The sequence below is a fragment of the Arenibacter flavimaris genome, from assembly GCF_030291335.1.
Lineage (GTDB): Bacteria > Bacteroidota > Bacteroidia > Flavobacteriales > Flavobacteriaceae > Arenibacter.
This window is the reverse complement of sequence record NZ_JASWIM010000017.1, coordinates 18,136-42,272: the sequence shown is the minus strand read 5'-3', so window position 1 is coordinate 42,272 and position 24,137 is coordinate 18,136. Positions and strand designations below refer to the sequence as shown.

Annotated in this window: 13 protein-coding genes; 11 read left to right on the top strand and 2 right to left on the bottom strand. The window is 39.0% G+C overall.

The features are described from left to right. Positions 1 to 3 precede the first annotated feature (3 nt). The 11 genes from QSE00_RS13740 to QSE00_RS13690 all read left to right on the top strand — a co-directional run bounded on the left by QSE00_RS13740 (position 4) and on the right by QSE00_RS13690 (position 21,476). Positions 4 to 1,437 carry a RagB/SusD family nutrient uptake outer membrane protein gene (locus QSE00_RS13740; protein WP_093978960.1) on the top strand — a complete coding sequence of 478 codons (1,434 nt, stop codon included), beginning with the start codon at positions 4 to 6 and terminating at the stop codon, positions 1,435 to 1,437. A gap of 77 nt (positions 1,438 to 1,514) precedes the next feature. After that, positions 1,515 to 3,029: a sulfatase family protein gene (locus QSE00_RS13735; RefSeq protein WP_286106377.1), complete on the top strand. Its 1,515-nt coding sequence runs from the start codon at positions 1,515 to 1,517 to the stop codon at positions 3,027 to 3,029. 115 nt (positions 3,030 to 3,144) lie between these two features. After that, positions 3,145 to 6,093 carry a glycosyl hydrolase gene (locus QSE00_RS13730; protein WP_157730832.1) on the top strand — a complete coding sequence of 983 codons (2,949 nt, stop codon included), beginning with the start codon at positions 3,145 to 3,147 and terminating at the stop codon, positions 6,091 to 6,093. A gap of 6 nt (positions 6,094 to 6,099) precedes the next feature. Further along, entirely contained in the window at positions 6,100 to 6,420 is a 321-nt protein-coding gene (locus QSE00_RS13725) for an L-rhamnose mutarotase (protein WP_093978963.1), read from the top strand. Positions 6,421 to 6,519: 99 nt separating this feature from the next. Beyond that, entirely contained in the window at positions 6,520 to 9,513 is a 2,994-nt protein-coding gene (locus tag QSE00_RS13720) for a glycosyl hydrolase (protein WP_286106376.1), read from the top strand. Positions 9,514 to 9,552: 39 nt separating this feature from the next. Continuing rightward, positions 9,553 to 12,558: a glycosyl hydrolase gene (locus tag QSE00_RS13715; protein WP_093978965.1), complete on the top strand. Its 3,006-nt coding sequence runs from the start codon at positions 9,553 to 9,555 to the stop codon at positions 12,556 to 12,558. Positions 12,559 to 12,604: 46 nt separating this feature from the next. Continuing rightward, complete coding sequence (locus tag QSE00_RS13710) at positions 12,605 to 14,551, top strand: sialate O-acetylesterase (protein ID WP_157730834.1); 1,947 nt, start codon at positions 12,605 to 12,607, stop codon at positions 14,549 to 14,551. 18 nt (positions 14,552 to 14,569) lie between these two features. After that, positions 14,570 to 17,137, top strand: coding sequence for a hypothetical protein (locus QSE00_RS13705; RefSeq protein ID WP_198319124.1), 2,568 nt, complete (start codon positions 14,570 to 14,572; stop codon positions 17,135 to 17,137). Positions 17,138 to 17,368: 231 nt separating this feature from the next. Then, positions 17,369 to 19,186 carry a hypothetical protein gene (locus QSE00_RS13700; RefSeq protein WP_286106375.1) on the top strand — a complete coding sequence of 606 codons (1,818 nt, stop codon included), beginning with the start codon at positions 17,369 to 17,371 and terminating at the stop codon, positions 19,184 to 19,186. 80 nt (positions 19,187 to 19,266) lie between these two features. After that, positions 19,267 to 19,929 (top strand): hypothetical protein, encoded by a 663-nt coding sequence (locus tag QSE00_RS13695; RefSeq protein WP_286106374.1) that lies wholly within the window; start codon positions 19,267 to 19,269, stop codon positions 19,927 to 19,929. 500 nt (positions 19,930 to 20,429) lie between these two features. Further along, on the top strand, positions 20,430 to 21,476 hold the full coding sequence (locus QSE00_RS13690) for a GntR family transcriptional regulator (protein ID WP_093978968.1): 1,047 nt from the start codon (positions 20,430 to 20,432) through the stop codon (positions 21,474 to 21,476). Positions 21,477 to 21,583: 107 nt separating this feature from the next. On the opposite strand, the gene QSE00_RS13685 is transcribed toward QSE00_RS13690, so the two are convergent. Continuing rightward, positions 21,584 to 22,840: a tyrosine-type recombinase/integrase gene (locus QSE00_RS13685; protein WP_093978969.1), complete on the bottom strand. Its 1,257-nt coding sequence runs from the start codon at positions 22,838 to 22,840 to the stop codon at positions 21,584 to 21,586. 323 nt (positions 22,841 to 23,163) lie between these two features. After that, complete coding sequence (locus QSE00_RS13680) at positions 23,164 to 24,117, bottom strand: ISAon1 family transposase (protein ID WP_286106431.1); 954 nt, start codon at positions 24,115 to 24,117, stop codon at positions 23,164 to 23,166. Positions 24,118 to 24,137: the final 20 nt, after the last annotated feature.

The following is a 24,137-nucleotide window of genomic DNA, read 5'->3' as shown; positions in this document are numbered from 1 at the left end:
ATCATGAAAATATACAGAATCATTTTATTATCGCTGCTTATTGCTTTAAGCTCTTGCTCTGATTTTCTCGAATTAGAACCTGAATATTTGACCAACGAAGCATCATTCTACAAAACCGAGGCAGATTTTGAGACGGCTATGATCGGTAACTACTCCGAACTCCAAAATATATATAACGCCTCATTATTACGGCTAACGGAACTTACTACTGACAATGCATATATTCAATGGACCTCTCCAACGGCTTCTGAATTTGAGTGTGATGAAATGAGGCTTAGCGCTGCAAATACTGAAGTAAACACCGTATGGAACTTGAGTTTTAAAACGATTGTACGTAGTAATACTGTTTTGAACAGGATTGCTGATGCAGAACTGAGCGAGGGGGTAAAAAGACAATATCAAGGTGAATCATACTTTCTACGTGCCTATAATTATTTCAACCTTGTGAGACTATTTGGAGATTTACCTTTGATTGAAGGGGTGTTCAATAGTCCTGATGAAATTGCCACGTTTGATATGACAAGACGGCCAGTATCAGAAATCTATAGTTTTATAATTTCTGATTTAGAACAGGCCATCTCATTGCTCCAAGGTGTAGAAATGAGTAAATCAAGGGCCTCGTCTAGTGCCGCAAAAGCACTATTAGGTAAGGTTTATCTCACTCAGAAAAATTATCCTGAAGCTTTAACAACATTAAAATCAGTTATTGATTCACAGGAATATATTCTTCAAGATGATTATGGCACTATGTTTACCAATAATAATGATGAATTGCCAGAATCAATTTTTGAGATAAAGTATATTTCTGGAAATATTGGTGAGGGTAACGGTTTTTCGGGCCTGTTTACTCCACCTAGTTTTAATGCGGCTATTTTTCCTAATAATATGAACGGCTCAGGGCGCATTGTCCCTACTTTGGATGTACGGGGCAGTTATGAAAATGGAGATTTAAGAAGGGAACTGTCAATTAGAGATTCGCTTCTTTTGTTGGATGGTACCTATGAACAACTTCAATATGGCCTAAAATTTGTTGATTTTACAAATGGTCTACAGGGAGATGGAGGTGTAAACTTCACTCCTTTACGATATGCTGATGTCCTGCTCATGTATTCCGAGGCTCTGAACGAATCGGACAGAACCGATGAAGCTTACCCTTTTATAAATGCTATTAGAGACCGTGCAGGTTTGGAAGATCTAAGTGGCCTTTCCAAAGAAGAATTTGCGCTGGCCTTGGAGCACGAGCGTCGAGTGGAGTTTCTAAGTGAAGGACAACGTTGGTTTGATCTGGCACGTACCGGTCGTACTATTCAAGTACTCAATTCTTATTTTCAAAGGATAGGTAGCAGTTTTTCCGTAACACCAGAGGAATTGCTCATGCCATTGCCACAAAGGGAAATTGATATCGATCCCAATTTGAAACAGAATCCGGGTTATTAGTTATTTGAGTTAGTTTTGATTAGTTGTTATGCTCGCTTCTGAAGGTCCTTTGGAAGTGGGCATAAAATTAAAAATATATGATTATACTAGAACCAATCTATTCTATTATGTGCAATAAAATATCATTTTACATAGGGTTTCTAACCCTAACTTTTCTTAATGCTGGTTTGGCCCAAAAGAGAACTATAGACCAAGTTAAAAGACCAAATATAGTTGTTATTCTCACAGATCAACAGCATGTTAAAATGATGAGTGCTGCCGGTAACCCTTATTTAAGTACTCCCGCAATGGATGAAATTGCTGCCAATGGTATAAGATTTGAACAGGCCTATTGCACCTCACCTGTATGTGGACCAGCAAGGAGCAGTATCATAACCGGAATGATGCCACACCAAACAGGAGTTGAGTGGAATGGTCAGGGCGTTAAAAGTACTATTGCTAATTCGGGACAAATATTCCGTGAGAATGGCTATGAAACTGTTTGGGCTGGAAAATGGCATTTACCTGAATCTTATCCAGAAAGTAATAGTGCGAAGCATCAAAGTATAAAGGACTATACGGTTCTTCCCTTTTGGAATCCCGATGAAGAACACCATGGACTCGGGTCTAAAACAGACCCTCCCCTTACAAAAGCAGTGGTTTCATATTTAGAAAATTATAACAAGGAAAAACCTTTATTTCTAACCATTAGCTATCATAATCCCCATGACATTTGTATGTATGCCAGGAAGGATGGATGGACTTCCGAAAATGACTCCTTATTGGAAATAAGATATTTTGGATTTAAGACAAAGCTGGCTCCTATTGTTGGGCAAAATCCACGCTTTATCGATAGCTTACCTCCCTTACCACATAATCATGCAATAGAAAAGGGTGAGCCAAAATTTATAACGGAAAAAAGAATTCATCATAAGGAATATGGCGTTGAAACCATGTTTGCCAATCAAGAGTTCGATTCCATAGAATGGCAAGGGTATCTTAACGCCTATCACAAGCTTACAGAGATGGTTGATGTTGAGATCGGAAAAGTACTTCAATCCATAAAAGCCAACGGTTTTGGAGATAATACAATGGTGGTTTTCTCCTCCGATCATGGCGATGGGGCCGCAGCCCATAAATGGGCCGCAAAGCTTAGTTTTTACGAAGAATCGGCTACAATACCGCTGATAGTTTCTTGGCCTGGAATGACCAAGAGAGGAATCGTTGATTCTAAAAATTCGGTATCTCAAATTGATATTCTTCCAACTATTTTGGACTATGCAAACATTGAAATTCCCAAAAGTTTACCAGGAAGTAGTCTTATGCCATTGGCCAGTCAAGGTAGTATAAAGTGGCGGGATTATACCGTTGTTGAACTTGCGGATTTTGTGCAGGATAAATCGAGAAAAGGTAGAATGATCCGCCTTGGTCCACACAAATATTCCATTTATAGCACAGGTGAGGAACAACTGTTCCATGTTGGAAATGACCCTGGAGAAACTCAAAATCTTGCGTATCAACCATTATTGAATCACGTAAAGAGTAAATGTCGTGCTTCGTTATTGGATTGGGGAAATAAAAGCAATGATAGCTTTATATTATCGCTGTTTTGAAGTATATGTCTTAAAGTTTTTGTGCTTCTTATCATTTGAGCAGTAGTTGTAATCCTTTTTTAGTTATAGTAGTATGTGGAAATCTTTTAGTTATTTTTTAATAGTCCTTTTCTTTTTGAGTGGTTTAACGGGAGTGAACGCTCAAAAGATAATCCCTTCTGACTTAAAAAAAGAATTCAGTGACCCCCCAATGAAATCATGGCCTAAGACATACTGGTGGTGGATAAATGGTAATATTGATACGGTACGCATTAAGGAAGAGATCATCTCCATGAAAAATGCAGGGCTTTCCGGTTTTGATATTTTTGAGATAGGTGTTCCCAAATGGGCACCAGAGGGGACTAAAGTTCCACCTGGGGAAATAACCTTTATGGGTGATGATTTTCTTCATGCGGTGAAGATCGCGTTGGATGAAGCTGGGAAACTGGATATGGAAGTTGGACTAAATATGGCCAGCAGCTGGAACGCCGGCGGATCATGGATTACTCCCGAGTATGCGGCCAAGTCAATATATTTCTCAAAAGTAGAATTTAATAAGAAGGGCATGAAGTTGCCATTTCCAAAACTGGTCAGAACTGTGATTAAGGGAAAGATAGTCCTGGAGGAAGATCAAAAGGAACTGGATATTGAGAAGAACAAACAAGGAAAACCGGTATATTTCAGGGAAGTTGCAGTATTGGCCCTTCCTAAAGGTACATCTTCAAAGAAGGACGCCTTTGAAAATGTCATCGATGTTACCGAATACTTTGACCCTAAAACAGAAAGACTTAATTGGGAAGCTCCCCAAGGTAAGTTTGAAATCTTCCGTTATATCTGTTCAAATTCGGGGGAGAAATTAAAGCTGCCAAGTGAAAATTCAGATGGACTTATCGTTGATCATTTTGATGCGGATGCAACCGCTTTCCATTTTAACCATATCATAGATAGGTTAAAAACAATATTGGGAGACGATTTCTCAAAATCTTCCCTTAAAAGTTTGTATTTAGCTAGTTATGAAGCTCTTGGAACTGTATGGACGGAAACTCTTCCCGAAAAATTCAAGGAGTTAAACGGGTATGGAATAGAAAAATATTTACCTGTACTTTTTAATGATGAAGCTTTTGCCGGGCCCAGTCCAGGGAATCTTCAACGCGATTTTCAGTTTACCCTTTCGGAATTAATGATTGACAATTTTTATAGAAAGGCCAAAGAGGTTGCCAATAGCCATGGACTCAAAATCAATTCAGAATCTGGAGGACCTGGATTTCCGTTACACAACGTACCGGTAGAGCCTCTGAAATCCCTGGGAGTAATGGATCTTCCACGGGGAGAATTTTGGATTAATCACACAAGATTTAACGATGATGGGATAGATATATTAAGGGTGGTGAAAGAGGTTTCCTCTGCGTCGCACATTTATGGTAACGGAGTGGTGGAAGAAGAGGCGTTCACCTCTTTTCAACATTGGCAGGAAGGACCATTTGAAATGAAGCCAATGGGAGATAGGGCATTTTGTGAAGGGATGAATAAGGTAGTAGTACATGGTAGTACCCACAATTCACGAGGATCTGGAAATCCAGGATGGGTATATCACGCAGGCACACATTATAACGATAAAAGGGTATGGTGGCCTAAGGTAAAGCCTTTTAATCAGTACTTGTCCCGAATATCGAATGTGATGCAAAAAACCGATTTCACTGCCGACGTACTTTATTTTTATGGTAGTGCAGTTCCAAATTTTACCGGTTCAAAAAATAGTCGATTTTACGTAGGTACAGGTTTTGATTACGAGGTGGTCAATAGTGAAATATTGATGAGAACTACTGTTGAAAAAGGTCAATTGGTTTTGCCCACTGGGGCAAAATTTAAAATGTTGGCCTTGGCGCCAGAGGAGGAGATAATGCCGGAGATTCTCGATAAGTTAAAGCAACTTGCGGCCAAGGGTGCCAAGATTGTTTCCGAAAAACCCAAAAGTCTTATCGATAGAAGTACAGTATCCTCACCTAACCTTACAACATCCGATATAGATGAATTATGGGCAGATTTGACCAATTCACCTGACAAGGCAATGTCAATTAAAGGTAAGGTTTTCAGTGGGATATCTTCCAAAGAGCTACTGAGGCAAATGGACGTTTCCCCAGATTTCACTTATGATGATACCGGATTCAATATCTTGGATTATATTCATTATTCAAGGAATGGTTCGGATTATTATTTCGTAAGAAATACGACCGACCAATGGGTGTCGAGGAACTGCACTTTTCGTCAGGAAGGGAAAACCCCTGAAATTTGGGACCCCTTAACCGGAAATATTAATGAAGTGACCATTTTTAGATCTAATGGTAGGGGAATTCAATTGCCATTGACCCTTGCCCCATATGGATCTGCTTTTGTGGTATTTTCAAAGGGTGGTACTTCCAGTGGGACCTATACAAATATTTCTACCATATCACAAGATCCACCGTTGCTAAATTATACTGAGAATGGTACCATGATCTTGGATCAAGGGGACTTTACGTTGGAGCAGGGCGATAAGAAAACCTTTATCACTAATCGCATTAAAGAACAGCCGTTGAGCGGGGCTTGGGAGTTGTTCTTTCCAAACGTTCAAGACGCCCCCGAAAGGGTAGTATTGCCTGCGCTTATTCCTTGGTCAGAATCGGAAATTGAAGGAATTAAATATTTTTCTGGGACAGCAAAATATGTGAAAACCTTCACGTACGCAATAAATTCTAGCACAGCTGAAAACCAAAGAATCTTTTTGGAATTGGGAGAGCTCTCAAATATAGGGGAAGTGTGGTTGAACGGTCAGAATTTAGGGGTCTCTTGGACAAAGCCGCACCGTTTTGATGTTACCAAATTGATAAAACCAGGCGAGAATCTACTAGAGATTGAAATAGCAAATACATGGTCCAATCGCCTAAAGGGTGATGCCATCACAGGAAAGAACTTTACAAATACCAATATTCAATCTACCTCTATTAATGGCCTCAATAAAATTAAGGTTCCATGGAAAGAGGTTCCTTTAATGGGCTCTGGACTTAAAGGGCCCGTTAAGTTGATCTTTTTGAGCACTATTAAATAATTTGCTATGAACTATAGAGCATTCAGAATGAAACTTAAGCCGGGTTGTATAGTGGAATACAAAAAACGGCACGACGCAATATGGGCAGAATTAGAAAATCAATTTAAAGCCCAGGGAATATACAAGTACGTTATTTTAATTGATGAAGAGACGCACACATTGTTTGCTTATCAGGAGACGGAGCCAACAACTGCTATATATCCTCAAGATATGGGCCTTATGCAAAAATGGTGGGATTATATGGCAGATTTAATGGAGGTGCATCCAAATAATAAGCCAATAGTGGTGCCATTAAAGGAAATGTATTGCATGAAACAGATATTCTAGTTTGTACAGAGATTTAAAATTCCTTAGATCCTGAGTTATTTTATTGTGCAATAATTATAAATAGGGCAGTTTTTAAAGTTGAACTAAGAGTACTAGTTTATGGACAGATTCGTTGGGGTTACTATAATGACATTTTTACTATTGATGGGTTCATCACTCTTATATGGTCAGAAGCCCTTGTCGAAAGACTTAAAACAGAATTTTGCTAATCCACCAATGGAAGCATGGCCTAAAACCTATTATTGGTGGTTGAATGGCAATATTGATACTGTGCGGGTCAGAGAAGAAATTAAGGAAATGAAAGCAGCGGGACTTTCTGGTTTTGATATATTTGAAACCGGGGTGCCAAAAGTAGATACCATGGTTGCGGCCGGTCCTGCATTTTTAAGTGAAGCTTCCTTAGCCTCGATAAAAGTCGCTCTCGATCAGGCCGGCAAACTCGGCATGAATGTGGGACTAAATATGGCAAGTAGCTGGAATGCAGGTGGATCATGGATAAGCCCTCGGAATTCTGCAAAGTCCCTTTACTTTTCGAAAGTTAAATTTTCCGGTCAAAGTAATTTAGAACTACCTTTTCCAGAATTGCCCAAAATTGATATTGAAGGAAGATTAATCAAAGAACAAGACCAGAAATCCAAAGAAATCAAAAGTGGAGATCGGGATAGAAGGTTCAAAATTTACTTTAGAGAGGATGGTAAGCCAGAGTATTATGAAGAAGTCGTTGTTTTGGCAATACCTGCCAATACCCAAAAAGGAACACTTGATACGTTAAATGTAATTAACGTAAGTAAATATTTCAATCCTAAAACAGAAACTTTAAACTGGTCACATTCGGGTGATTACGATATTTATAGGTTTATTACATCTAATTCTGGTGAACTATTAAAACGGCCGAGTAAAAATTCCGAAGGTCCTATAATTGACCACTTTGACGCAGAAGCAACAGCAGCCCATTTCAACTATGTAATTGGCAAATTAAAGAGCATTACGGATAATGATTTAGAAAATTCCTCCCTAAAAAGTCTTTATTTGGCGAGCTATGAAGCCGTTGGTCACACCTGGACCAGTACTTTGCCAAAAAAATTTAAAGAACTAAACGGTTACGATATTGATAAATATCTTCTTTGTTTGTTTGATCAAGGCATCTTTCCCGAGATGGTTACAAAAAAAGTAAAGAAAGATTTTCAGTACACGCTGTCCGAGCTTATGATCGATAATTTTTATCGTACAGCAAAGAAAATTGCCAATGCCAATTCGCTGCTTATAAATTCCGAATCTGGAGGCCCTGGATTTCCTTTACATAATGTTCCCGCAGAACCTTTGAAGTCCTTAGGGGTCATGGATCTTCCCCGTGGCGAATTTTGGATCAACAGGAAAATTTTTACTGAAGAAGGGGTAGACATTAAACGTGTTGTAAAGGAAGTGTCTTCTGCAGCCCATATTTATGGACGGCCTTTTGTTGAAGAAGAAGCTTTTACCTCCCAACAGCATTGGCAGGAAGGACCATTTGATATGAAATTCTATGCGGATCGAGCTTTTTGCGAGGGAATGAACAAAGTAGTAGTTCATGGTAGCAGCCACAATCCCAGAGGAATAGGATTTCCAGGTATTGTTTACCATGCAGGTACCCATTATAACGACAAACGGATATGGTGGCCCATGATAAAGCCATTTAACGAGTATCTATCCCGTATATCCTATGTGTTCCAACAAACGGATTTTGTTGCGGACGTACTATACTACTACGGCAATGCTGTTCCTAATTTTGCGGGTCATAAAAATGGCCGCTTTAACGTGGGTCCTGGATACGACTATGAGGTTATTAATACGGAAATTCTGAAACAAATTACTGTGAAGAATGGAGAATTAATGTTGCCCACTGGAGGTAAATTCAAACTTTTGGTCCTGGAGCACGAAGATGAGATTTCTTTAGAAGTGTTTTTGAAAGTGAAGGACTTAGTGTCAAAAGGGGCAAAAATAATATGGGAAAAACCTGAAAAAGTTACTGGTCATAAAAATGCATCAGAACCGGTTCCATCCCGTGAAGATATTGATCGGTTGTGGTCAAAAGCTGGAATAAACAACAAAAAAAATAGAATAATCTCTGGCATTACATCAATTGATATGCTTCAAGAAATGGGAGTTGGTCCAGATATTGATTACGCCGATTCTTCGTTCAATATTTTGGATTATATTCATTATTCAAAGAATGATTCGGATTATTATTTCGTAAGAAATACGACCGACCGATGGGTTTCAAGGCAATGTAGTTTTAGGCAAGAAGGTAAAGTTCCAGAAATTTGGGATCCAGTTCATGGTACAATAAGTCCAATATCCATTTATGATCAAAGCGATGGCCGAACAAGCATGCCACTTAATTTACCTCCCTTTGGAGCCTTTTTTATTGTTTTCACTAAAGGAAGTTCCTCACCTGCATATACGAAAATTGATTCTGGAGAGCTCACGACTCTTTGTTTAGAGTATAACGTTAGCGGTATACTGTTGACCAAAAATGGGAAATATGAATTAACAAGAGGTATAGAAAAGGTTACAATATCCAACTATACAAAAGAAATTCCTATTAATGGTGCATGGGAGGTGTTTTTTTCAGAGGGTCAAAATACGCCCTCAAGAGTTATTTTTCCTGATTTAGTTTCTTGGACAGATTCTAAAATAGAGAGTATAAAATACTTTTCAGGGATTGCCAAGTATGTTAAAACCTTCCAGTATGGTATTAATTCATCTACTAAAAAAAATCAAAAATTATACCTGGATTTAGGAGATATGTCAAAAATGGCCCATATAACCCTTAATGGCAATGATATGGGCGTCATTTGGGCAAAACCGTATCGAGTTGAAATAACAGAATATCTCAAAGCGGGTGATAATATTCTTGAAATAGAAGTTGCCAATACTTGGTCCAATAGACTCAAAGGCGATGCTGTTAAAGAAGAAAAATATACATATACCAATATAAAAGCTACGTTAATTGATGGATTAAACGAGATTAAAGTACCGTGGAAAGATGTACCCTTGCTAAAGTCTGGACTCTTGGGTCCGGTAAAAATAATTACCCTACAACCAATTAAATAGAGAATTTAAAAAGGGTTGTATCAAAAATTTAATAGAAAGATGAAACAGAAACCAACAAGTAAATCGAGAATATTCAATTTGTTTTTAACAAAAGGAAGATTGACCTATATCTTAATAATCGCAATACTTTTTTTTGGTGCGGTTTCCTGTGAACAAAACAACAACAATTCTATTGTAGACAATACATATAACTCATTAAAAAAGGGTTTTGAACAACCTAACGATTCGGCCCGTGCCAAGGTTTATTGGTGGTGGTTAAACGGACATGTAGATACATTGCGAATGCGAACCGAATTGCAGGCAATTAAAGAAGCTGGTCTGTCTGGGGTAGATATTTTTGATATTGGAATTAGGGCTACTGGGAACCCAGATAATATGATCCCTGCAGGCCCCAGTTTCATGGGGGAAGAGTCCTTGAAATCCCTAAAATTCGCTCTTAATGAAGCGGCTAAACTTAATCTTGATGTTGGAATTAGTCTCTCCAGTAGTTGGAATGCGGGAGGGAGTTGGGTAAAACCGGAACATGCTGCAAAAACTATATTCTATTCTAAAAAACTATTCACTTCCAATACAAAAAATAATAAATCCCTTCCTTTTCCCACGATTACTCCCGATAAGAGCGGAGAAGCAAGAAATATAGAATATGCTGCCGATGGAAAACCAATATATTATGAGGAAGTATCGGTGATTGCAGTACCATATGGGAAGCAAAATCTTAAGGATACTACCGGAATTATCAATGTTTCCCAATTTTTTAATTCCGAGAATCAGGAACTTAATTGGGAGCCTAAGTCGGGAAAATGGAATGTTTACCGATTTATTTGTTCCAATTCGGGAGAACAATTAAAAATTCCAAGTGAGAATTCCGGAGGTCCTATTATAGATCATTATGATGCCGCCGCTACCCAAATGCATTTGCAGTATTTCATTGATAGATTACAGCCTCTTGTAGGGGGTGAGTTAAGTAAATCGTCTTTAAAGTATTTATATTTAGCAAGTTATGAAGCCAAGGAATATTCATGGACCTCTTCTTTTCCAAATGCTTTTAAGGAGCTTAATGGGTATGATGTTCACAAATTTTTACCAGGTCTTTTTGATTCAAAAACGTTCGAAACTTCACTGCAAAGAAGATTCGATCATGATTACGCGGAGACCTTTTCCGAATTAATGATCAAAAACCATTACGTTAAGGCCAAGGAAATATGTAATCAAAATGGGTTAATGCTTTGTTCGGAATCCGGCGGACCTGGCCATATGCACCATATCCCGGTAGAAACTTTAAAAGCATTGGGGGCATTGGACGTTCCTAGAGGAGAATTTTGGTACGAACGTCCTTATTTAAACAAGGACAGCATAGATATGGTTTGGCTGGTAAAGGAAATTGCGGCCGCATCCAATATTTATAAAAAAGGTTGGGTAGAGGAGGAGGCCTTTACAAGCTATAAGGATTGGCAAGAATCCCCGGCTTCAATGAAGCCATATGCGGACAGAGCATTTGCAGAAGGCATGAATAGGCTTGTAATTCATGGGTTTACCCATAATCCTAGTGAATATGGATATCCAGGAATAGCTTATTTTGCAGGTACCCACTATAACGACAAAAGGGTATGGTGGTCTAAGGTAAGGCCGTTCAACGATTACCTGGCGCGAGTGTCCTATATACTGCAGAACACCAAATTTGTTTCAGATGTACTCTATTATTATGGAGAAGAAATCCCCAATTTGGTGATGCCGAAGAACACCCCATTTGCAATAGGGAAAGGATATGATTATGAGGTGATCAACACAGATATTCTTTTAAAGGAACTAACCGTGGAAAATGGAAAATTGGTACTTCCCGGGGTGGCAACATATAGTGTACTCTACGTTTCTGAAGAGGAATTGAGCCCTAGAACGTTAAAAAAGCTTGAAGAATTAGCGAAAATGGGTGCCGTAATAGTCGGTAAAAAGCCTAAAGGGATAATTGGATTAAGGGATGAAAGCGCAATGGAATCGTTCAATACCTTAGTGAACGATTTATGGGGAGATGAAACCGGAGATAAATCAAATGAAAAGGGAAAAATAGATTCTAAAAGCACTCCATTGGAGGCCTTAAAGTTAGTTGGTGTTTCACCGGATTTTGATTATTCGGACAATCATACTGATCAACGGGAGGCGCCATTGGATTATATACATTATAAGAAAAAAGACATTGATTTTTACTTCGTAAGAAATACGACGGATCAGTGGGTTACTAGAAATTGTTCTTTCCGACAATTGGGGAAACAACCCGAAATATGGGACCCGGTTTCCGGTGACATCAATCCAATTACCATTTTCGATCAACAAGAGGATAGAACTGAACTGCCTCTTACCTTAGCTCCATATGGTTCTTATTTTGTGGTTTTTAGGGAAGGAGGGACTCAGGGGGCTTATAAGAGAATTCCGGTGTTAGAGGAACAATTGCCAAGAATGCAATATACCTCGGAGGGTCCTATTTTTCTCGATAAAGGAACCATAGAATTGGAGGGTGTTGCCCAAAATATCAACAAGGTGGATAATCGACCTGAGGTTACTATTTTGGAAGGAGAATGGGACGTAAGTTTTCCCAAGGATTGGGGAGCACCTAAAACCACGGTTTTTTCAAATTTAGATTCTTGGACCGAATCAAATGAAGATGGTATTCGATACTTTTCCGGTACGGCCACATACAATAAAATATTTGATTTCAAAAAATCCGTGACTAAAGGAAAAATTTACTTGGATCTTGGGCAGGTGGCCGAGGTAGGTGAGGTTTGGTTAAATGCAAGACCACTGGGAATTACCTGGACCCAACCTCATAGTTTTGATGTCAGTGATATTATCATGGATGGAGAAAATACGATTACCATAGAAGTAGCCAACACGTGGTCCAATAGGTTAACAGGCGATGGCATTACTGGAGAGAAATTTACTCAAACAAATATAGTGAAGGCAAATAAAAATGTAGTGCCTTGGGGGGAACTGCCCTTAAAGACTTCAGGTCTAATAGGACCGGTAACCCTTAAAATTTATTCTACATACTAAGGTGGTTCTCCTTTTTTATTGGGAATTTCCGATGAAATTTTATGAAATGAAAAGATATTGTTCCAAGTTGATATTCTTAATTCTTTATTTGATTCCAGCAACAATTTCGAACGCTTATGGGCAGATAAAACCTGCCCAAATCTTTACAGATCATATGGTTTTGCAAAGGGATATGGAAATACCTGTTTGGGGATTTGCAAAACCAGGAGATGTTATTTCGGTACAAATTGAATCCCATAAGACAACGACGACAACCGATTCTAACGGCAGATGGAAGTGTAAATTGCCATCAATGCCGGCCGGCGGCCCTTATAAAATGAGTATCCAATCAATATCGGATGCCATTTTAATAAGTGACGTGATGATCGGTGAAGTATGGTTTGCCTCTGGGCAATCCAATATGGAACATAATTTGGGTGGTTGGCCATGGATACCGCATTCGCAAATAAAGAACTACGAACAGGAACTGAAAGACTTGGATTATCCACAAATTAGAATGTTTACGGTTCCCAAGCTGGCTTCACCGGTAGAAATGGATGACCTGAGAGGGGGTATTTGGGAACTGCCAACTTTAAATACGCTGCCAAGTTTCTCGGCCTCTGCTTGGTTTTTTGCAAAGGAACTTACAAAGGACCTTGGTGTTTCTGTAGGAATAATTCATAGTTCCTGGGGTGGTACGGCCATAGCTCCATGGATGGATAGGCAAGCGCTAAAAACCTTTGAAAACGATATTTCAGTACCCGAAGTTCCAAAGAGTTTCAACAGGGATAAATGGGTAGAGGACGCCAACACTTCGTGGTCTAGTTATATTGCATTCCGAGAGCGAATAAGCAATTCTGGATTGGATCGGGTTTCTTTTTTGTCAAATTCCAGTCAAAGTGAAGCTCCATGGAAAGTTTTAAAAAAAATTACCGAACCAGACGGTACCTCCAGTAGCTGGATATGGCTTAAAAAGGAATTACATTTATCCGATTCCACAAATTCTATGGAATGGTGTTTGGAGTTGGGTTATTTGAACAGACAGGCACACGTCTTTTTGAATGGATTGGAAATAGGATATTTTTTATATCCGAAAAAGGCTAAAATTGAACTCCCGCCCAATACATTGAAGAAGGGGAAAAATGTAATACTTATTCGTATTGCCCAACCTTGGGGAATTCCAAAAGTGGAAGGCAATAAATTTACCCTAATAAGCAATACTGATAAAAAGAAAATAGATATAACTAATAATTGGTGGATATTAAAGCCCGAAGTTTCTCCCAAACCACATGGAAAATTAAATATTGGTTCTGCAACTTATCTATTTAATGGCATGGTGGCTCCCGTAATACCCTATGCTATCAGAGGGTTTTTATGGAATCAAGGCGAATCGGATGCAGGCCGCTCCGATTTTTATAAAAAAGCTTTTCCAGCTTTAATTACCGAATGGAGAAAACGATGGGGCAAGGCCGATATCCCTTTTATATTCGTACAATCTACAAATTATCAGCCTTCTTGGAGCAAGCCTGAGGAATCGTGGTCCAGGGCTAGTTTGCGGCTTGCTCAGGCCGAAGCGCTTACGCTTCCAAACACTTCGATGGTTGTTTCTATGGATATTGGGGATAAGTATGATGTTCATCCCGCCAATAAACAGGATTTTGGATATCGTATGGCAATTCAAGCGCTTTCAAAGGTTTATGGTAAGGACATCCAATCCGATGGGCCAAGATATAAATCCCATTTTATCCAAGGAAATACTTTAATAGTAAATTTGGAAGAGGTAAATGGACTTTTGTCTTCCACTCATAACGATTCAATTTGCGGTTTTGAATTGGCCGGAAAGGAAGGTGAATTTTATGATGCCCAGGCACGCATTCACGGTGACCAAATATATATAGCCTCCAAAAAAATTGAAAGCCCCATAGAAGTACGATATGCTTGGAGTGATAATCCAGAATGCTTTATCTATGATTCGGAAGAACTCCCTCTGGCCCCATTTTCAACAGTTTATTAATATATAAAAATTAATTTTATGAAAAACATGTTTTTAAAGTATTTCAAGAGTTCTATTAGATTTGGGTTAAGCCTACTTTTGTTGGGAGGATGTCAGGAAAATACAGCAAAGAAGGAAGTTTTTCAAGGTGTTCCCGATAAATTAGGAATAGAACGGTTTAACAATATAACCTTGGAAGCATCCCTTAAACCTTTCAAGCAAAAAAACAAAAAGTATTATCGGGAAGTTGCCTATACCATGTATTCCCAATGGTCAGCTTTGTTAAAACATTCCGATACGATATCCATTATGTTATGGACAGCAGACGGTTCTGAAATATTGGATTATAAAGGGAATATGGAACAACCATTGGAATGGGCAAAATATATTGGAAATCCAAACACCAAGCACGAAGTAGGCTCTGGTCCTAAAAACCTCTCGATACATGAAAGGGCCTATGTATATCGTGAGGACGCACCAGATTTTATGTATGGCGACCTTAAAGAAATTATTGGAGTCTTAAAAGAAGTGGGAAAAGAACTTACCCACAGACCTATCAGGATAGGAGCTACTTTTGACCCGGGGCCAGAATTTGCGAAGTCGCCTTTTAAATATGAAAAGCATCCTGAAATTGTGCAAGGTAATGCCATGGGAGAAAAGACCTTTGTAAACTCCTATTCCGTGTTGAAAGCGGATGCAATTTCTTATGCAGGCTACCCTGATGGGATACCCGATAACACGCCTTTTGGTTCATTTTTCGGTAGACAGAGCCAACATTTTTTGACTGACCTTGGATTTGATTATTTGTGGCTGAGCAATGGTTTTGGCTTCGGCATGGAGCCATGGAGTTCTACGGGGACTATTTTTACAGGAAAAGGGTTTGAGACCGATAAGCTATTGGATACTAAAAAGAAAATCATTGATTTCTGGAGCTTGTTCCGTGAGGAATGCCCTGATTTTAGAATAGAGACACGGGGGACGAATATTGCAACTGGAATTGACCTTGCAAAAGACGGCGTGGATCTTCGTTCCATTTACCATGGGGACTTTAACCTGTTGCCCCCACCTAATTCCCCCTGGGCAGCCTTGGATGGTGATTTTGGTTTGGAATTAATGGGGTATATGACACGGATTGCAGATATTCCGGATAACAGGTATCTTTTTCGATATTATACCCACGATCCTTGGTGGCTCAATAGTCCTTGGTTGGATCGTTATGGCAGGGAACCACATGATATATACCTCCCGATGTCTATTTCAAGAATCGATGAAAATGCGGTTGTAGCGTTACCTACTCATTTAAACTTTTTGACCATTGATGATTCTCTGGGAGATATGCCTGACAAAGTTCCAAATGAGGTTATTCCCCATATTCTTACAGCGCGTCAAGATTCTCCGACAGAACCAGGGCCATTGGTTTGGGTATATCCTTTTGATGAATACCATGATTGGGCAGATCAGCAACAAGAACGCGTATCAGAGATGTATTACGGGGATTGGTTAATTAGACAGGCCATAAATAGTGGACTCCCACTAAATACGGTCATATCGACTAAAAATATTCTTTTAGCTATTAAAAAGAAACCATCGCTGTTCAATGAATCTGTTTTATTCTCCATCTTGCCAGATGCCGGTTCCGAAATAGAAGGTTTTTGGATAGACTATATCCAGAATGGGGGTAAAGTGGTTTTTTATGGCCCGGCCAGGCAGGCAAGCCCACAATTTTTGGAATTGGTCAATCTAAAAAATACGACATCTATAGAAGGGGAGTTTAAAATAGAAAGAAAATACACCCAGGATAACCTAGAGCATGCTTATCCGAACATAATAAGTCATACCAGTCTTTTTTCGGGAGGTGGAGTTGAAAGTAAGGTAGCTAATAAATCCGATACTTTTACCAAAATTCTTGCCAAATACCACCAGGGTAACGACGTTAGGGAGGTCATGTGGACCAGGAACCACGCTGATTGGGCGGGAGGAAAGATTGCTTATGTTCGAGGCACCAATTCTTCTAATTATAAGGGAGGGCGACTTTTAACTCCAGATAATCCTAAGGAATATTTTATTGGCCCTAAGATGCTCCGTGATGTTCTATCTGAATTTGGGATTTCCTATAAAATACAAAAAAGCGATCCACAGACCAAGGATCCGAAAATGACCATTGTACGTAGTGATAATGGATTTTTCTTTTCGGGCTATAATCCAAATACGACAGTCGTACAGAAGTTTCGTTTTCAACAGGGGGCACCTTTAATGCTTGGATATGATACAAAATTGGATAAAGGTCATTCCACTTATTCATTTCCGCCGTCTTGGCATAGGGAGTGCCGCATATTTGTAGACCAGTCTGAAGGAACGCTTAGTTGTTCCGAGGAAACAACTGAGGAATTGGGGATTAATAGAAGATTAATGGTAACTGGCTTGGAAAATGCCACGGTTAGGGTGTATCCGCCTAAAGGATTAGAAACGGAAGAAATTCATTTCTATAACAATGCTAGGTATCCATGGCGCGAAGGTAGTATAGAATTTGAAAAAATGCAAGATTCCATGGGCACCTATTACTTGGTAAAAGACATCACTGGTCAGCTCGTAGTTTCTTGGGAATAGTGAATCAATAGAGGGTTAAATATATTTTCGACGTCAGCAGGACTTTAAATTATAGGGTATTATTTAAATTAGGAAGGTTACTTAATTTGAATGTCTAAAATTGAAGTTGCTTTTATATTTATGAGAATATGTATTTCTAAGAATCTGTTAGATTTTATAAAGATAATTGGTGTATAATCTCATATAAGCAAGTATATCAGCTTCGATTAAATAATTAAAATAATTTCTATTATGCAAACTTTATTAGAGTATTTCAAGAATACGATTAAATTGGTACTACTTCTGTTTTTTCTGGTAGGATTCCAGGAAAACACCACAAAGAATATGGTTCAGGGTATTCCCGATAACTCCGGAGTCAAGACGATTAACAATATTACCTTGGAAGCATCCCTTAGGCCTTTCAAGCAAAAAGACAACAAATATTATAAGGAAGTCGCCTATACAATGTATTCTCAATGGGCTTCATTGTTGAAACACACAGATACAGTTTCAATTATGTTATGGACCGCGGATGGCTCTGAAATATTGGATTATAAAGGGAATATGGACCAGCCGCTGGAATGGGCCAAATACATTGGAAACCCTAACACCAAACATGAAGTCGGTTCGGGCCCAAAAAGCCTGTCCTTACATGAAAGAGCATACGTTTATATGGAGGACGCACCCGAATTTACTTATGGCGATCTACATGAAATTATACAGACGCTAAGGGATGTTGGAGAACAAATTACCAACAAAACCATTCGTATAGGAGCAACATTTGACCCAGGGCCAGAATTTGCGAAGTCTCCCTTTAAATATGAAAAGCATCCTGAAATCGTGCAAGGTAGTGCCATGGGTGGTAATACCTTTGTGAATTCCTATGCTGTTTTGAAAGGGGATACCACCTCGTATGCAGGTTATCCAAATGGGATTCCTGATAACACTCCCTTTGGCTCATTTTTTGGAAGGCAAAGTCAACATTTTTTGACAGACCTAGGCTTTGATTATTTGTGGTTGCGCAATGGTTTCGGTTTCGGTATGGAACCTTGGCATTCTGCGGGCGCCATTTTTACAGGGAAAGGCTTTGAAACAGATAAGCTAGCGGATACTAAAAAGAAAATTATTGATTTTTGGAGCCTTTTCCGTGAGGAATGTCCCGATTTTAGAATTGAGACCAGAGGCACCAATATTGCGACGGGAATAGACCTTGCCAAGGACGGGGTGGATCTGCGTTCCATTTACCATGGCGATTTTAACCTATTGCCCCCACCTAACTCCCCTTGGGCCGCTTTGGATGGCGATTTTGGATTGGAATTAATGGGATATATGACACGTATTGCAGATATACCAGATAACAGATATCTTTTTAGATATTATACACACGATCCTTGGTGGCTAAACAGCCCTTGGTTAGACCGCTATGGGAGGGAGCCCCATGATATTTACCTCCCCATGTCCATTTCAAGAATTGACGGGAATGGAGTAGTGGCATTACCTACGCATCTTAATTTTTTGACCATCGATGATTCCCTGGGTGATATGCCAGATAAGGTGCCAAATGAGGTGATTCCTCATATTCTTACCGCGCGTAATGATTCTCCGACGGCCCCGGGTCCCTTGGTTTGGGTATATCCTTTTGATGAATACCACGATTGGGCGGATGCGCAACAAGAGCGTGTGTCCGAGATGTACTTCGGGGATTGGTTCATAAGGCAAGCCATAAATAGCGGGCTTCCATTAAATACGGTCATATCCACAAAAAATATTCTTTCGGCGATTACAAAGAAACCAACATTGTTCAAAGGTCCCGTTTTATTCTCCATTGTGCCAGATGCCGGTTCCAAAATGGAAATTTTTTGGACAGACTATCTTAAAAATGGGGGAAAAGTGGTTTTTTATGGGCCAGTTCAGAAAGCTAGTTCGCAATTTCTTGAAATATTAAACCTTCAGAACACGACACCTTTGGAAGGAGAATTTAAGGTAGAAAGAAAATACATCCTAGATGATTTGGACAATCCATTTCCCGACAAAATACTTCATTCTAGTTTGCTTTCTGGGGGGGGATAGAAAGTAAGGTAGGTAACAACGCCGACTCTTCAACCGAAATTCTTGCCACATTTATTCAAGGCAATGAGAGAAGAGATGTTATGTGGACTAGAACTGATCCCAAATGGGCAGGCGGAAAAGTCGCTTACGTACGCGGCACAAATTCTGCCCATTATACAGGTGGGCGACTGCTAAAGCCAGATAACCCCAATGAGTATTTTATAGGGCCAAAGATGCTGCGGGATGTATTGATGGAATTCGGAATTTCAATTAAAATTGAAAAAGTAGGTCCAGAAATTCAGGATCCAAAAACGACTATTGCCCGCAGTGATAATGGATATTTTTTCTCGGGCTATAATCCCAATACGACAGTTGTTCAAAAGTTTCGTTTTGAACAGGGAGCTCCTTTAATGCTTGGGTACGACACAAAATTGGAAAAGGGGCATGCAACCTATTCTTTTCCGCCATCTTGGCACAGGGAATGCCGTGTATTCGTAGAACAGGAAGAGGGGGTCCTTAGCTCTTCGGAATTAACACCGGTACAGTACGGTATCAAGAGACGCTTGGAAGTTAGCGGTCTAAAGAATGCTAATGTTAGGATATATGTACCAGAAGGAATTGGATCGGAAAGCATCTATTTTTATAACAATCCCAAGAATGCATGGAAAGAAGGCCAAATTGAGGCAGAAAAAGTAATCGATTCCATGGGCACTTATTATTTAGCAAGAAACATTACAGGCCAGCTTGTAGTTGCATGGGAATGAGTTTACAAAGGACGATTGAATAATTGTTCAGCTTTACTAGTATTTTAAACGGATGGTTATCCAAGAATACTGTGATTCAAAGAGGTACAATTTCTAAAACTGAAGTTATTATCATAAATATGAGAATGTCGATTTTACATAATAAAAATAGATTTTGTGTCAACTTAATTTAGGACTGGACATTATTCAATATATATTGAATAAGCCCTGTAAATTAGATAGATTAATTAGCTGGTAAACGATGGTCTTAAATCTAAAAAGGCTAAAAGTTATTTATCTGAAAGCTCATGAAGTATTTTGGAGTGCCTTTTATAAGTTGTTCTCATTCTTCATAGAAATCTTAACGTAACAAATCCTTTAATGTTTATAAAAACATGCATACACGAAAATTAATTTTTGTTATTATCATTACATATTTGCACCTTTTTTTTTCAATGCAATGAAGTAATATTATTTAAGGCAGTTGAATAATCCTAGCTATAATTGAATACATTTTGCTTATGAACATGTTAACAGACCTAAAATTTGACTTAGACCCCAAAAAACCGATATATGTGCAAATCGCAGATTGTTTTATTTCTAATATTTCCAATGGAAGTATTAAGAAGAATGAACAATTGCCGTCTATTAATATGTTTAGTAAAAAATATAAAGTATCTAGAGATACAGTGGAAAAGGCATATAAGGTTTTAAAGGTTAAAAATGTAGTTGTTGCCAAAAAGGGAAAAGGTACTTATGTAAATAATACAGAATTAATGCATAAGCAAACGGTACTTTTTCTTATTAATAGGTTAAGTACATACAATTTAAAAGTATACAGTTCTTTCATTAATTATATTGGTGATAGACACTTTGCTGATATTGAGGTTTACCATTGTGATGCCACTCTTTTTATGAATTTAATCGAAAACAGTATTGAAAAATATGACTATTACTTTATTCTACCACATTTTGAAATAGCGAATCATCAACAGTCGAGTTTTAAAAGAGAATACTTAGAAGTAATAAAAAGAGTACCATGTGAGAAACTTATTATTATGGATGATAATAATCTGAAAATTGGTTGGGAAATCATCCAAATTATTCAGGATTTTGAAAATGATATTTATGAAGCACTTAAAAAAGGAAGAGAAAAAATAAAAACATATAAGAAACTAATTTTAATCCTTCCTGAAAACACTATTTACCCTTACCTCAAAAAGGTTACGAAAGGTTGCAAAAGATTTTGTATTGAACAAGCCATTGATTTTGAAATTTCAATCAAAAAATATGAAGGTGTGAGCATTAATCGAGGTGATTTGTATTTTGTTGTTGAAGATGATGATTTGGTTAATTTAATGGATATAATAAAGGCCAAAAACTTAGTGTTGGGAACTGATATTGGAATTATATCTATTAATGAAACACCTTTAAAAAAGCTATTGGGCATTACTGTGGTTTCAACAAATTTCAATGAAATAGGCAAAACGGTTGCCGGTATGATTCATAATGATAAAAAAGGTAAAATTAAACACCCTTATAGTTTTATTGATAGAGCTTCTATTTAAACCTGAACTAAAATTAAATTCTTTAGTTGGAATTCAAGTGTTTATATCGATTGCAGTTTTCAAATGTTTACAATTGGATAACGGTTATGTTTTGTCTTTGTTCCAGTTCAAGATACCACCATCTCATTCGCCTCATCCAATACATGGTTGGTAAAGCTCTTTAAGTAGATCTGTGTTGTTTTAAGGGAGTTGTGACCCAATCCTTCACTGATTACCTCTGTGGGTATCCCCATGAATTTGGCTATGGTGGCCCAGGAATGGCGGATGGTATAGGTTGTAAAATGTTCTTCGATACCTGCATCCTCGGCAATGATCTTAAGACGGCTGTTCATCCTTCTTCTTAGGGTTTTATATTTTTCATAATGCTTTGTGCTACCATCATAGTTTGCGGGGAAAAGATATTCGTCCATTGATTTTCCTTTCGTATAAAAATTCAAAATTTCCCGTAGTTCCTCCGTAATTCGGACGGAGAGCTGGTCTCCTGTCTTGCTACGGCCGTAGAATATGCGGTCATTGACTATGTCCTTGACCTGAAGCTTTACCAGATCTATGAAATTCATTCCCCTACAGTTGAACATCACCAGGGCATAATTTTTGGCATGCCAGATGGCTGATCCTTCTTTGTAGTTTACGTCCCTGATCTTTATGAAGTTCATTTTTGATATGGCCTTTTTTTTGGTACGTCTGGAAGTGGGAATTTTAAAGTGTTGGAAGGGGTTCTTTTTGGGATAAAATTGATCTTCCTTTATGGCACTGTAATAGACCGCTCTAACGGCCCTCAAATAGGAGCTGATACCATTTTTGGAACTGCTCTTTGCTTTGTGTTCGATCTGGAAATTGGTCAGGAGTGTAACGGTAATCTCGTTCAACCGCAGATCTTTTCCCCCGTTCAGTCTGGTAATGGACCTGATGGCCCCTGCATACCAGGATGCAGTTCCGGGTTTGTTGGATCTTAATTTTCTATCGATGATGACCTTTCCCCATTGCGACAGGGTAATCCCGTTGTCTACATCATCCCGTATCTTGGTGTCCACTTTTTTGTCCCATGCCTTCCGGATATATCCAACCAGCGTATCCGCATCTACCGAGTTGATGCTGTCCCCGAGTCCCACTATGAGCTTATGAGCTGTATGTAGTTTGTCATAAATTTTTTCATTGGCCCTGTCACAATCTACATGGTTGTTTTTGAAGACGGACTTTTTCATCCGCATATATTTATCGTCCCATCCAGCGGGTGAACAATGATAGGGTAGGCGTATGATCCTCGTTTTACGGTGAAACAATCTTAGGGCAACGGGATACAATCCGTTGGCTGCACTTTTTGCCGATTTCCTGGTGTCCAATATCAATCTTACCTTGGCCATAATCTCCTTCTTTTATCTAAAGTTAGTAAAAAACAAGGCTCACTTTAGGCTCACTTTTTTTTGATATCATTTGATATCAAATGATATCAAATTTTATTAAAACGGTATTAAATATCTGTAAATCAATATAATATGATGTATTTTGCATTGATTTGCAGTTCCATTTCAAAGTCTTCTAAGCAGGCGGTCGAAGGTTCGAATCCTTCTGCCATCACGACAATAAAAACGGGGCTTTCAAGAAATTGAAGGCCCTTTTTATTTGGCCAAAAATGGTGATAGGGCTCACTTTAGGGATCATGCCTAATTTCTGGGTATTTGGATATTTATGCAAATAGTTGAGTTAACCTAAACAGGAAGAATTCTGTATTTCTAACGCCTCTGAACTGTGCCCTGAATGCCTTTATTTTAGCATTGAAGGATTCAGCGGATGCATTTGTACTTCTATTTATAAAATAGTTCAGGATCGACCTATAATTGAGGGATATTGTATTTGCAATGGTATTGAAGGCCCTGAATCCAGTATTTTCTACGTCTTCGTACCAATGGGCCAGTTTTGTGTACGCTGCCTGTATGGTTGTTGTCGTATTGAAAATGTGCCTAAGCCCCTGGACCAGGTCGAAGGCGACCTTTATATCCGGATATTGCGAGAACAATATTCTGCTTCTTTCAGATTGGTTCGGGGTCCAATTGTTTGGTGATTTATAAAGGAGGTACCTACTTCTGGCCAAGAGTTGTTTTCTGGTGTCCCCATTGCTGAATTCTTTTGGGACGAAGGCCCTGTTCTTTTCTTTTGCCCGTTTTATGTGTTCGTTCTCCTGGTCTATGGCATCCCATCTGTGCTTGATCCGGATGTCCTGAAGGGCCTCCAGTGCCAGCTTCTGTACGTGGAACCTATCCGTCACCTGTACCGCTTTTGGGAAACATTTTTTGGCGATGGTCTTCATGGAGTTCGCCATATCCAGGGTGATTTCCTTGACCATGGCCCTTTTCTTGTCCGATATCTTCATCAGCTGCTCTATGATCGGATCTACCTTGGTGCCTGAGAATATGGCCACTATGGACCCTTTTTTGCCCTTGGCTTTTTTGTTGGTGATTATGGTGTAGAGCTCCCCCTTGGAGAGTGCCGTTTCGTCAATGGAGAGGTAAGGTCCCAGATTTTCGGGAAAGACGAGCCATTGTTTGGCATGTCCCTTTTGCTCCCAATGCTTGAACTCGCTCAGATAATCCCTGTACTGCCGCTGGAGCTTCTTGCCATTTACCCCGAAGAGGGACCCCAGTTGTTGGCCGCTCAGGGCCG